The sequence below is a fragment of the Jejuibacter sp. L23 genome, assembly GCF_050815825.1.
Lineage (GTDB): Bacteria > Pseudomonadota > Gammaproteobacteria > Enterobacterales > Enterobacteriaceae > Jejubacter > Jejubacter calystegiae.
Genome location: NZ_CP138199.1, coordinates 746,616 through 759,638, shown reverse-complemented (window position 1 = coordinate 759,638; position 13,023 = coordinate 746,616). Strand labels below are relative to the sequence as shown.

Here is a 13,023-nt window from a genome sequence, read left to right as displayed (position 1 = left end):
CAAGCTAATAAGGAGCCCGCAGTCTGATATGTCACCATACTCTATCCGCCCTACCCGCCCGGACGACGCCCCGCACCTTCCCGCCATTGAACGCGCCGCCGGTCAGGCGTTTCTGGCGCTGGAGGCCTTTCGCTGGATAGCCGATGACGCGGTTCTCAGCACGCAGGCGCATCTGGCGCTGATCCGCAGCGGTCACTGCCTGGTCGCCGTTGAAAAGCACGATCGCCCCATCGGCTTTCTGGCCGCTGGCGTTCGCCACGGGCGCCTGCATATCCATGAATTTGCAGTCCATCATGACTGGCAGGGAAAAGGGGTGGGCAGCACATTGCTCAACCATCTGGCGGCAGATGCACGGAAAAAAGGCTTGCGCCAGCTCAGCCTCACCACCTTTCGTGAAGTGCCCTGGAACCGCCCTTTCTATGAGCGCCAGGGGTTCAGGGTACTTACTCCCCCAGAACTCCCCGATGATTTACAGCATCTGATGGCACAGGAAGCCCGGCACGGCCTGGAGCCTGCCAGGCGCTGCGCGATGGTTCGCGATCTTTATTGATACGAAAAGGTAATGCTCGCCAGCGCGTTCGCGGTGCCGGGTACAATTTCGCCTTTACGGTAGTAGCTCACCTGGAAAGGCAGCGTCAACGTCGCCGCTTCGCTGACGCTCTGGATAAAGAACTGGCCTGTAGCGCCAGGGCTTGAATCATCTCTCCCCAGTTGCAGCGGCCCCTCACCGTTATAGAAGAAGGCCACCCCCACATACTGCGCCGTCGAATCCGGCGTCAGTGATACCGCATCGGAATTATTGAGCGGGTTATTCGCATCGCTAACGGTGGCATAGAGAGAAATATTTTCATCACAGGAGAGCGAAACCGAAAAGCCCTTACGCTCAGACATTGCTCCTACGCTGTTCAGCGTTCTGATATCCACATTGCCCAAATCCACCGAGGCATTTGGCGTATTCACAATACAGCCGCGAGCGGTCACCGTCACCGTTGTGGAATCGATAATCACATAGGCGTTCGGCGCCACCTCTCCCCAGTCCGAATAAGCATTCAGGACCGCAGCCTGAATGGCGGGCAGCGTATAAACGCCGGAGGCCAGCGACTCACCGGTTTTAACGTAGGTCACCTGCGCCGACCAGCCGATATCAGTGGCGGCGCCACTGGTTCCCGCCACAGGATAAGTTTGTGTCGTTTGAGTCTGCAATGGTATCCAACTGGCGGCCCCAGGATCCCTCAGACCAATCACAAAACCGATTCCCGGCACTCCGGTTTCATACACCTGATAGCTGACGCCATCCATTTCCATCGTCATGCCTGCCGACACGATCGAAGGGCCTGGCGACATGGTGGCCCGGTTGCACATATAAACGGTATAACCGCACCAGAATACCGTCGCCACATTCACAATAGCGCTCCATTGCGAGCCAATCAGGTCGCCGGTCGTTACCGCGTCGGCAGCCCCTGTATAGGTGAACGCAGGGGGAGTGATGGTCATATCCGAGCTCTTCACAACGGCGCCTGCGCTCATACTGACGGCCCACACCCCCAGTAACCATTTGCTTATCCATTTGCTCATTACTGATACTCCAGTGTGTAAGTTGCCGTGGCGGAGAGGGTTCCTGGCGCGACACTCTGCTGCGTCGCTATCGGCCGGGCATAAAATGTCATCGCCACACTGCTTTGCTGGGCCAAACCATAAACCGGGCTTTGACTATTGAGCGCCAGCGGCTTTTGCTGTGCGTCCAGTAACTGGATCCCCAGTCCTGCGGCATCACCGGCGCTGTTTTTTACGACATCGTTATTTTCATCGTCCGGCGTGGCGCTAAACATCACCCGCACGCCGCTGAAAGTGGGCCCACACTCTTCCAGGTTAATGGTAAAGGGCGCGATAAAATTGCCGGTATCCCCGATACTGCGGAACTGATTTATGGCGGTCACACCCAGATCAACTTCAATATTTTCCGAATTCACGGCCACGGTGCAGGTATTACCGATAATCGTTCCGGTCACCGAGACCAGCACATCATAGGCCACCGCGCGACTGGCAAAGAGCAACAGCAGCGCGGCACTGCAATAGCGTCGCGATATTACCGGCATGTTGCCTCCTGAATATAGAGCCCGGTACGGGCATTAAACCGGGTATCATCCAGACGATAATCAATACGGCACTGACCACTGGCCCCTTTTCCCCAGACGGCAATCAGCGTCCCCTGGGAAGTCAGACCGGAAAGATAGACCGCACCGTTATCGCCGACGATCCCGGTAGCGCCATCGTTGTCAGGCTGGCTCAGTACGGTGCCAAAAGGCAGCCAGCCATTGTTTTGATGGCGCAATGAAAACATCGCCTTATAGCCGCTACGCGTCGCGAAATCGGCCCGCGACAGGGCACCGTCGGTCGGTACCCGGTTCACCACCGCATTGTCGATCTCCACGGTGTCAGGCAGTTCGCGAATATCCAGCGCTATCCGATTCAGACGGTAAGGTGTAGCCCAGGGAAGCACGGCATAACCGCGGCTGTCGGTTCTCACCCCTCTGCGCCCTTCTACCACCACATCGCGCGCGCCAGGCGCCTTGATCAGAATATTGGTGTTGCCCAGCGGCTGGCCGAGCGTAATGCCATCCTCATGCAGTACCGCACCACCGCTCAGACCATAGCTGAAAGTACGGCTGTAATCGGTATAGCTGTACCCCAGATTGACGTTCCCCTTTGCCCCCTGATACTGCATCGCCAGATCCGCGCCATAGCGGGTATCCCCGGCATAGCGCTGGTTCAGGCTATAGTTAAGGTTATCCATCCCAGGCAGATAGCCGCTCATGCCCAGACTATGGGAAACCGCGCGATGCTCGCTGCTGGTCAGGCTATAGCGCGCCCGGGTTGCGTTGTGTGCATCCCCCAATGGAATGGACAGGTTCAGTGAAAAGATATTGTCTTTTTGGTTCGACCACAGCGTACGGGTCTGCTGCCAGGCCGCGCCCCAGGAAAGGTTACCGATACTGCTATTCCAGGAAAGTTGCAGACTTTCGCTGGCGCGATCGGTATTCCAGTAGCCCTGACGATCCCAGGAAACGGCCACCGATCCCCAGTCGGCCAGATTCTGGGAAAGCTGCATCTGGTGCCTGTCTTTACGGGCATATCTCAGATTATAAAAATCCCGGTACCCGGTAACGGCAACGCCGTCTGCATCCACGCTTTCCACCCGGCTGCCGCCGCTCATCCGTCGTTGGGCAGTGTCGCTCAGGTGATAAAATCCCTTAGTCGAAAAACGCCAGGAGTAAAAATTGAGCCGGGTCCCGGCATCATTCAAAACTTTGCTGTAACGCAGGCGAACGGCATCACCGCTGTAACGTTGTCGATCGGCCAGGCGGCTGCGGGCATGGGTCAGATCCACTGAAAGCGCGCCAAAAGCGCCCATATTGTGGCCAATACCCAACGCCAGCGCCTGATAATCGTCCGCCATCTGGGTTCCGCCATACAGCGTCAGGCCATACCCCATGCCGTAAAACAGCTCCCCCTGGGCAAACAGAGGAGCGCTCTGCTGATACTGAGGCCGGAATCGCCCCATACTGACGGCGTATTTCACCTGGCCTTCACGGACCAGATTCGGCACGCTGGCAAAGGGAACCACCCAACGCCGTACGCTGCCCCCTTCCTCTTCCTGGGTCACTTCAATATCGCCACCGGACGCGGTGGGGTAGAGATCGCCAATCGTAAATTCACCGGGCGGTACCGTCGTCTGATAGATCACGTTACCGCTCTGGCGCAGGGTGACCGTCGCCTGGCCCTGAGCAATACCGCGAATCACCGGCGCGTAGCCACGCTGGCTGGCTGGCAGCATGTTGTCGTCGCTGCTGAGCTGCATGCCGCGCACGCCCACGGCATCGAACAGCGAGGCTGGGGTATAGCTTTCCCCCAGATAGAGTTGGCCACTCAGCGCCACCAGATCGCGCTGTAACCAGGTACGAACCCGGTTAAATTTGCCGTCGTCATCGCTACGACTCCAGGTGGAGTAGTCACGTAACCGCCATGTGCCCAGGTTCAGGCCGCTGTTCAGCCCGACAAACAGCGGACTGCTGGTACGACCTCCACTGCCTCGCTGTTCGCTGTGGGAGCCGTTAATCATATAGCTCAGAAAACCGGCCCGGATACCGTAATCCCAGCTTCCGGGGCTGATATAACCCCGGGGGCGGTTAATCATCATGCCCTGTGGCACGGTGAACTGCAGATTCATGGTGCCGACATCCAGAGAAACCTGAATATCACGGGCATCCATATCGGGTGAATAACAACGCTGTGCCGCCATCGACTGACCGGCCAGACGATGAAGATCGAGCCCCAGCATACCTAACACATCCGGCGTCAGACAGGGACTCAGGCGACCATTAACCTGTTGAAATGACAGAGAGCGACTGATGACATAGGCCGTATTAACATAAATGTTGACCTCATAGTTACCCGGGGGCAGCTCTCCACCGCCATTTACCCAGGATAAATCGGCGGATATTGCCTGGCCGCCCCCCAGAAATAGCGGGTTAAACTGATAATCGGTTTCAGCCCAGGCCATACCGCTCAGTAATAGTATTGGTGTCACGAAAGTCCGTTTTACGATCTTCATAGTCAGAGCCATCCCTGCGAGCGCCAACGATCGGAGATTATTTCAACGTCGCGGTGTACGTTTTACTCCAGGCGCCAAAATCATTAATCACGCGATAGCTAAAGCGGCTGGCGCCAGGATAGCGCCCCGGCAGCGTCAGACTTTGCTTCGGCGGAACCATCACCCCCTGAACCTCTTTGCCCTGCACCTGCAGTAAGGCGAGCGTAATGTGGTAAGGCGTGGGATTATTGAGCGTGATGCGGTCGCCACTGCGACTGCCTGATAATTGCCCCCAGGCCTGGTCCGGCGAGACAGGTAAATCCGCGGGGCGATAGAACATCTTGATGCGATTCGCCGAAGCGAGCTGCAAGGTATTTTTACTGCGCGCCGACGTATGCGGAATCGCCTTTGCCGTCAGCCAGTAGAGCGTTTCGCGATCCTGCGGCAGCCCACTGGCGGTAAACATCACCCGCAGCGTATTTTCACTTTCCGGCTTCAGGACGAACAGCGGCGGCGCAATCACAAAATCTGAATTCTTGTTGCCCCGAGCATCATCAACCCACGTCTGAATCAGAAACGGAGACTGACGGTCGGTATTGCGAATATTAAGAGTCACCTGGCGGGCATCGTCCGGATAAATAAGCCGGGTCGCCCCCAGGCCCACTCCCCCCGCCAGGGCCTCAGACATCAGTACAACAGAGCCCAATAACAGGCAAAACCATTTACGCATAGCGTTTCCCTCCGGGGTAAATGGCGCCCGCTTTATCCCTGCGGGCGCCGGGTGGCATTACGAATAAGTCAGGGTATAGGTCGCCACGGCGCTGGCATCACCCGCCGTAGCGCCGCCAACGGGCGAGGTATATTTCGCGCTAAAGTTTATCTGGTTGCTGCCATCACGCAGGGTGGTGACCGAAGAGGGTTCATCCAGATTGACGGCAGATCCACTTTCGTCATACAGGTGGATAGCCACATGCTGCGCCGAAGAGGCACCACCATTGACACCTGCAGCCAGCGCCGTCGGATCGGCACCATCAGCGGTGCCGCTAAAGGTGATGGAGACGCCGGTATAAGTGCTGGCATCACAGTCTTCCAGAAGAACGCTGAAATCTTTTCCAGTTGGCGCGATACTGCCCGCAGCCGACAGCGCCGTCGTACGTACCTGCCCCATATCCACCGTCATATTGGCGCTACCAGAAGAGAGCGCACAGGCGGCAGCAACAACGCTACCCTCGAAATTAACCGTACCGCCTGCCACGGTCACCGGCGTCGGTGCCTCAGCCTCTTCTGCATAAACTGCGCCCGGCAGCATCAATAATGCGACCAGCGGTAATGCAGCACGATAATGTGTTTGTTTTTGTTTATTACGTTGTTTATCCATCTTATTTCATTCCCTTTATGGTTATTTCATCCGCTGACATTCCATGTTTAATTGGCCAGGAAAACCAATAAATCATTTTTCGTCCGCAGACCCAGTTTACGCACCGCAGACATTTTCAGCGCGCTAACTCTTCTGTAATTAATTTCCCGACGACGGGAAATTGAATTCAGTGACTCCCCGGTGAAAAGATCATTAATCACCAGCCACTCATCACGATTTAAAATAAAATTACCTTTTCTTGCGCTAACCACCTCCTTTTTCGTAGCGCCATCTGGTATTAAGAATACCTTGAGATGCTTCCGCCAGGCGGGAAAGGGCTCACCAATACACTGTAACCATCCTGTACTTTGGGCACGTAGCAGAAAACTTGTTGCCCGCCTGGAGTACACCAAAAGCTGTATCGACGGGTAGTCATATGCTATCTGATGCATAACTCTCAGGCAGCTTAAGCCGACATCACACTCATAACCGGACACCAGAATAATGATATCCACGGGGTATTGCCCAAGAAGAATTTCCAGCGCCCGATAATTATTTAATGATGCCTTAACGGCAACTCTGGGATTTATTTCTCGAATTAGTGTGACAATTCCCGCCCTGGCATAGCTGTCTTCCCCAATAATCGCAACTCGGGGATCGGTAACCTCTCCCTGCGTTTGGACCAAGAATTTTCTCCTCTTGTTTTAGTCGAGTTAATTTATCTGTGCTTGCGATATATTCAAAACAATCCAGATCCTTCCGGCTAAAATAGACGATAAAACCAATAATCCATTTAAAACAAGATTAATATCTCGTCATGCGCTCGCAACAAACTCCCGCATAGAGATAAAAACTACATAATAGATTCACAATAACTCTGTCACCTCCTTGTTGACGACTTTTCATACCAGGATTTTTCCATGAAATATTCCTGATGGACAACAATTACTGATACGATTTGTCTCAAACAAAAATAGAAATCTATTTTTATATATTTATCAGCGAATTAAAAACATTACAGTCTACAGACCTGACATTGACAATATCTATAAATAAGAATATGAACGAGAATACTCTGAAGCTCGACTACCGGCGGGAAGCCTTGTCCCGGCACCTCGCCGGTAATCGCCTGAGTCAGGGAGCAGACAGCGTAAATCGGGCATCAAAGGTGGGTTTTACATCCAGCGGTTTCAGGATCATTCCCTGTTTCAGCCAGTAGTCGGCCGTCTGCTGCTGCTGGGTTATCGTCGCCGCATCTATCCGCTGCCAGCGGGCATTACGGCTCTCATACTGCGCAGTGGCAATTGCTGGCGGCAGGCCGATTAGTCTACTGAGGGTGACGCCATAAGCCCGGGTATGGTCCCGCGCCCAGTTTTCGGCTTTGGCCAGACGCGCCAGGTAGTCCTGAAGCGCCGCACGACGGCGCGGGTCGGCCAGCACATCCTCCGTTGCCGCCAGGAAGGTGTTGCCCTGGATATGCCCCCGGCCATTGACCAGCACCTTTCCCTGCCCGGTGCCAGTAAGCCCGGTGGTATAGGGCTCCCAGGTGGCCCAGACATCAACATCCTTATTCAGTAGCGCAATACGCGCATCCGCCGGCGCCAGAAAGCGCCACTTAACCTCAGTGGGGGCAACGCCAGCCTGCTCCAGGGCGCGCAACGCAATGAAATGGCCGATAGATCCCCTGCCGGTAGCGATGGTTTTGCCTTTCAGACTCGCAGCCCCGGTCAGCGGCGAATCGGGCCTGACCAGCAGCGCCGTACCGTAGGGATCGTACTTATCGACGGCGATAGCTTTTACCGGCGCCCCCTGGGCCAGCACAAACAGCAGCGGCGCATCGCCGATAATACCGGCATCCACGGCACCGGCATTGAGCGCTTCGGCCAGCGGTGCCGCCGCCGGAAACTCATGCCATTTGATCTGATAGTCCAGCCCCTGTAGCTGATTCGCCGCCTCCAGCACGGCCCGCATCCCCCCTTTCTGATCGGCAATCCGCAGCGTGACATCAGCCGCCGCCCATAGCGGAGATGAGGTTGCGACCAGAGTCAGTCCAATAATCAAAGAGCCCAGAGCCCGGCGTCGCATCATGGTAATCCTCCTGGTGGTATTCAGTGTCAGACCGAAACGCTAATGCAGTCGCTGCGACGGGCTAAATGCCGATTTCGCATATCCTTTCCCATACTGGCATCTCTTCCTGTGCGATTCGGCTCCCCGCAACCAATAACCAGATTGCATATTAGCTTAGCGATATATTGCATTTCGGGAATAAAAACGCCTTTGCTACTGTCACTTCCGCAACCACTGTCCAACGGGAGTCGACGATGGAGACACCACCTAACCTCAACCGCCTGCACCAGTTTGTTTGCGAACTGACCGGGATCTGTCATCAGGAAACCCGCGGTCAACGGCTGATCCATCAAATTAAACCGCGGCTACAGGCGCTGCTCGCCCATGATGACTGGCTATCGCCGACGCTCGCCCAACCGGATCCCCAACGCTATCAGCAGTATCTGCTGTATGCCGATCCGATGGGCAGTTTCAGCCTCGTCAGCTTTGTCTGGGGACCCGGGCAGCGTACGCCGGTACATGACCACCAGGTCTGGGGGGTGATCGGTATGCTGCGCGGCGCAGAACTCAACCAGCCTTACCGGCTTGATAATAACGGCACGCCCCGGCCTCATGGCGCACCGCAGCGACTGAACCGCGGCGATGTGGTGAGTTTTCTCCCCGAGCAGGGCGATATCCATCAGGTCAGTAATGCGCTGGATAACGCAACCTCTGTCAGCATTCACGTTTATGGCGGCGATATCGGTGCCACAGAGCGCCATCTCTGGCTGGAAGATGGTACCCGTCAGCCCTTTGTTTCCGGCTACTCCGCCCAACAGGAGGTTCACTAATGACCATCCCGGAATATCGCGATGCGCTTGCGATTCGTCAGGCGCTGTTAACAGGCAGCGAACTGGCGCTGGTCGATGTCCGGCCGGAAGCGGAATACGCCCGGCAGCATCCGCTGTTTGCCGTCAATATTCCCCTCGGCCGCCTGGAGCTGGATGCCTGGCGACGTATCCCGCGCCACGATACGGCAATCACCCTGTATGACGACGGTGAAGGGCTGGCGGAGCGTGCCCGACAGCGGCTCATCTCCCTGGGATACCGGAATGTCGCCCTGCTCCGCGATGGGCTAGCAGGCTGGCACGCATCCGGCGGCGAACTGTTTCGCGACGTTAACGTTCCCTCAAAAGCCTTTGGCGAACTGGTGGAGCAGCAACTGGATACGCCTTCCCTGACGCCACAGCAGGTCAGAGCGCTACAGACATCCGGAGAGCCGCTGGTCATTGTCGATGCCCGGCGGCCGGACGAATACCACACCATGAGCATACCGGGCGCCACCAGCGTGCCCGGTGCCGAACTGGTCCGACGCATCGCGGCGCTGGCACCGGATCCCCGTACCCGTATCGTCGTCAACTGCGCTGGCCGCACCCGCAGCATTATCGGCACCCAGTCGCTGATCAATATCGGGCTGCCTAATCCGGTAACGGCGCTGCGCAACGGCACTATCGGCTGGACCCTGGCGGGTTACGAGCTGGAACATGGACAGAACCGCAGCTATCCGCAGGTGCCCCCGGCGCCGCACCTGAAAGCCCGCGCCTGGGAACAGGCGCTAAGAGCAGGCGTGCAGGCCATTAACAGTGCCACCCTGGCGCGCTGGCAGGGCGATACCACCCGTACCACTTATCTGTTCGATGTACGCAGCGAAAGCGAATATCTGGCCGGGCACTTTCCCGACAGCCTGCACGTACCAGGCGGACAACTGGTTCAGGAGACCGACCACCACGCCAGCGTACGCGGCGCCCGTATTGTGCTAACCGATGACGACGGCATCCGGGCGCCAATGACCGCCAGCTGGCTGGCCCAGATGGGCTGGGAAGTCGCGCTACTGCCGCTGGCGGACAGCCGGGCCTTCAGTCAGTCCGGACCGACGCCTCCCGAACATCCCCCTTTGCCGCAGGTCGAGGAAATTGACGCGAACGCTCTGCAAGCGCGCCTGATCCGCCGCCAGGCCATCGTGCTGGACTTCACCGCCAGCGCTAGCTACGTAGCGCGCCATATTCCCGGTGCCTTCTGGCTCCAGCGGGAACAACTGGCACAGGTGCTGACACAACTGCCTGAGGCACAAAGCATCGTCGTGACCTGTGGCACCAGCCTGCTGGCCCGCTTTGCCGCACCGGAAGTGGCGGCGCTAACCGGTCGCCCGGTAGCGGTACTGCGCGGTGGCACCGCTGCCTGGATAGAGGCTGGATTACCGCTGGAACAGGGAGAGACCCGGCTGCTGTCGCCCCGTAACGATCGCTACCAGCGCCCCTATGAGGGCACCGATAACCCCTCTGAGGCGATGAACGGCTATCTGGAATGGGAGTACGGGCTGGTGGCGCAACTGGCACGCGATGGCACCCACGGATTCCGGACGATCGCGCCACTTTCCATTCCCGGGAACGGTTCAATTCCCCCTGTTGAGGCGACTGACGCCCACACCCTTCGGAGGTTATGATGAGCATTGAATTTACCGGCATGATCGGCCACCAGCTATCGTCCGAAATCCTGCCCCCGACCGGCCCGATTTTCGATCGCGACCATATTGTCCGCTTTGCCCAAACCCACGAAGCGGCAGGGTTCGATCGCATTCTGGTGGGCCACTGGTCCGACAGACCGGACGGCTTTCTGGTGACGGCGCTGGCGGGGCTTTCCACAAAGCGCATCCGCTTTCTGCTGGCCCATCGCCCCGGCTTTGTCTCCCCCACCCTGGCGGCGCGCAAATTCGCAACGCTGGAACATCTGCTGGAAGGCCGACTGGCGGTGCATATTATCAGCGGCGGCAGTAACAGCGAGCAGCGCCGGGACGGCGACTGGCTGGATCACGACGAACGCTACGCCCGCAGCGACGCTTTTCTGGAGGTGGTGCGCCGTACCTGGACCAGCGAGGAGCCCTTCGATATCGCTAACGACTTCTATCGCGCTGAGCAGGCCAGGTCTGCCATACGTCCGCAACAGCAGCCCCATATTCCCATCTGGTTCGGCGGCGCTTCCGACGCCGCGTTACGGGTAGCGGGCCGTCACGCCGACGTCTTCGCGCTGTGGGGGGAATCTCTGGATCAGACCCGGGACACCATCCAGCGGGTTCGGGAGGAAGCGGCAAAACAGGGACGCCAGCCGCGTTTCAGCGTCTCGTTCCGCCCCATTATCGCCGACACCGAAGAGGCGGCCTGGGCTAAAGCGAATGAGATTCTGGAACAGGCCAGGGAGCTGGCCTCTGGCTATACATTTTCCCCCAAGCCAGAAAGCGTGGGGGCTCAGCGGCTGCGCGAAACTGCGGCCAAAGGGGATGTCGTGGATAAGCGACTGTGGACCGGTATCGCCAGGCTGGTCGGCGGTGGCCATAACTCCACGGCGCTGGTTGGCACGCCCGAACAGGTGTCCGATGCCCTGCTCGACTATTACAGTCTTGGCGTCAGTAACTTCCTGATTCGCGGCTTCGACCCCGTTAATGACGCCCGCGATTACGGCCAGGCGCTTATTCCTCTCACCCGTGAGAAAGTGCGGCTTCGGGCAGAAGCGCGGCGGCAGCCGGCATAATAAAAGGTTCATCGCGAATTAGAGTGGAGTGTTCGAAAGCGGAAACCAAAAACCGACAGAATATAATGATGGGGTGAGCTGTTCCGTTCACTTTGCGTGACTGCTTCTCTGCTGATTCACAGCCGGTGAACGGGGAAGGCGTGGCTCAGTCGCCACCACCCTGGCAACCCGGGCTTTCCGGCAGTAAAAAACGCCCTTCGGGGCCCCTTCGCTTATCACTCCGGGCTTTTCGGAGCGGGCGAGAGCCGCCATCCCTGGCGGCCCCGCCCTGTCGCGACATCCTTGTCGCTCCTCCGGCCCTGCGTGAACGCTCCGGCGTTTTTTAAGCCGGAATAAAACCCCACCGGTTCCGCTGTTTACATAAACAAAATCACCTTAAGGTGAACGGAACCTTCTCCTGCGCGGCATATTCATCAAGACAAATGGGTTAACCACTGTTAACTTCTGTTTCACGCCAATTCGCGATGAACCTAATAAAAACGGGGCTAGAGTACCGGATTTTCCCCCATGCGCCGCATGGCGCAGTGATACGCCGCGTTACGCACCGAAGCTCGCAGCACCCTGGCGATGCCATGAACGCCAGGGCGCACAATGTGCCGCTGTAATGTAGACAGATGCAACCCCAGCATCTGCGCCGCCCAGTCGGGCAGCAGATCAATACCCGCCCGCATCATCAACGCCCCTGGCAGACGAGCCAGGCGGCTGGGAGCCGGTGCGTTCAGCAGCAGATTCGCCACCTCGCGAGTACGCCCGTCACTGCACAGTTGCGGGCGCTGGGCCTGCAAATAATCGGCGATCGCCGCACTCGAGGTGGGAACGTCTCTGGCGCCCAGCGCTTCGGCGATGCGCGCCGCCTCCCGGTAGTAGCGATCCTGTTCGCTGACTGCCAGTCCGGGGCGCCGGTAACGCAGATGCGCCGCCATGAAGCTGCTGCACTCCGCCACGTGAACCCAGGTCAGCAGTTGAGGATCGCTGGCCTCATAGGGCGTGCCATCGCAGGCCCGCCCCGATACCTGTAAATGAATATGCTTCACCCGCTCGATCAGCCGCTCGGCGTCCCGGGTGGTGCCAAAAGTGGTGGCGGAAATAAACTGGCTGGTACGGCGCAGGCGGCCAAGCATATCTTCGCGAAAGTTGGAATGATCCCACACTCCGGCCAGCGCCAGAGGATGCAGCATTTGCAGCAGCAGTGCGCTAATACCGCCGCACATCATCGAGGTAAAATCACCGTGCACCTGCCAGATGACCGAACGCGGCCCGAACAGCCCGGGCTCTCCGGCCGGGTGTTCATAGTCGATCTCCTTCAGGGCAATGCCAGTGAGTCCCAGTACCTGTCGTTCGATAGCCGCCCGCACTCTTTCCACGTCTGTCCCTCCTGAAATTCAGCGCTCACTATATCATCAGGGGACTAAGGTTCGGCTTAGCAATAAATGAGGGTTTGGGG

The 13,023-nt window shown here is 57.7% G+C and carries 11 protein-coding genes and 1 pseudogene; 4 read left to right on the top strand and 8 right to left on the bottom strand.

The window, feature by feature from the left end; translation table 11 throughout:
- Positions 1-28: 28 nt before the first annotated feature.
- Positions 29-550 carry a GNAT family N-acetyltransferase gene (locus SCU88_RS03510; RefSeq protein WP_175340372.1) on the top strand — a complete coding sequence of 174 codons (522 nt, stop codon included), beginning with the start codon at positions 29-31 and terminating at the stop codon, positions 548-550.
- Here SCU88_RS03510 and SCU88_RS03505 read toward each other — a convergent pair.
- From SCU88_RS03505 to SCU88_RS03475, 7 genes are all read right to left on the bottom strand, one after another.
- Complete coding sequence (locus tag SCU88_RS03505; protein ID WP_175340373.1) at positions 544-1,575, bottom strand: fimbrial protein; 1,032 nt, start codon at positions 1,573-1,575, stop codon at positions 544-546. The genes SCU88_RS03510 and SCU88_RS03505 overlap by 7 nt on opposite strands.
- A complete protein-coding gene (locus SCU88_RS03500) occupies positions 1,575-2,096 on the bottom strand; it encodes a fimbrial protein (RefSeq protein ID WP_175340374.1) in 522 nt (173 codons plus the stop codon). The genes SCU88_RS03505 and SCU88_RS03500 overlap by 1 nt, the downstream gene beginning before the upstream one ends.
- Positions 2,087-4,612 (bottom strand): fimbria/pilus outer membrane usher protein, encoded by a 2,526-nt coding sequence (locus tag SCU88_RS03495; RefSeq protein WP_175340375.1) that lies wholly within the window; start codon positions 4,610-4,612, stop codon positions 2,087-2,089. The genes SCU88_RS03500 and SCU88_RS03495 overlap by 10 nt, the downstream gene beginning before the upstream one ends.
- A gap of 37 nt (positions 4,613-4,649) precedes the next feature.
- Positions 4,650-5,321 carry a fimbria/pilus periplasmic chaperone gene (locus SCU88_RS03490; protein ID WP_175340376.1) on the bottom strand — a complete coding sequence of 224 codons (672 nt, stop codon included), beginning with the start codon at positions 5,319-5,321 and terminating at the stop codon, positions 4,650-4,652.
- Between the two features lie 57 nt (positions 5,322-5,378).
- Positions 5,379-5,900, bottom strand: coding sequence for a fimbrial protein (locus SCU88_RS03485; protein ID WP_175340438.1), 522 nt, complete (start codon positions 5,898-5,900; stop codon positions 5,379-5,381).
- A gap of 116 nt (positions 5,901-6,016) precedes the next feature.
- Positions 6,017-6,634 (bottom strand): hypothetical protein, encoded by a 618-nt coding sequence (locus SCU88_RS03480; protein ID WP_175340377.1) that lies wholly within the window; start codon positions 6,632-6,634, stop codon positions 6,017-6,019.
- Between the two features lie 448 nt (positions 6,635-7,082).
- Positions 7,083-8,033, bottom strand: coding sequence for an aliphatic sulfonate ABC transporter substrate-binding protein (locus SCU88_RS03475; RefSeq protein ID WP_175340439.1), 951 nt, complete (start codon positions 8,031-8,033; stop codon positions 7,083-7,085).
- A gap of 236 nt (positions 8,034-8,269) precedes the next feature.
- Between SCU88_RS03475 and SCU88_RS03470 the strand changes: the two genes are divergently transcribed.
- The 3 genes and pseudogenes from SCU88_RS03470 to SCU88_RS03460 all read left to right on the top strand — a co-directional run bounded on the left by SCU88_RS03470 (position 8,270) and on the right by SCU88_RS03460 (position 11,579).
- Positions 8,270-8,845, top strand: a complete 576-nt coding sequence (locus SCU88_RS03470; protein WP_175340378.1) for a cysteine dioxygenase — start codon at positions 8,270-8,272, stop codon at positions 8,843-8,845.
- A pseudogene (locus SCU88_RS03465) lies at positions 8,845-10,419 on the top strand (rhodanese homology domain-containing protein); the annotation flags it as partial. The gene SCU88_RS03470 and the pseudogene SCU88_RS03465, both read left to right, overlap by 1 nt.
- A gap of 77 nt (positions 10,420-10,496) precedes the next feature.
- Positions 10,497-11,579 carry an LLM class flavin-dependent oxidoreductase gene (locus SCU88_RS03460; RefSeq protein ID WP_175340440.1) on the top strand — a complete coding sequence of 361 codons (1,083 nt, stop codon included), beginning with the start codon at positions 10,497-10,499 and terminating at the stop codon, positions 11,577-11,579.
- Positions 11,580-12,064: 485 nt separating this feature from the next.
- Here the strand turns inward: SCU88_RS03460 and SCU88_RS03455 are convergent, their stop codons facing one another.
- The gene (locus SCU88_RS03455) at positions 12,065-12,943 is read right to left on the bottom strand and encodes an oxygenase MpaB family protein (protein WP_138095632.1); all 879 of its coding nucleotides are present in this window, start codon (positions 12,941-12,943) and stop codon (positions 12,065-12,067) included.
- Positions 12,944-13,023 lie beyond the last annotated feature (80 nt).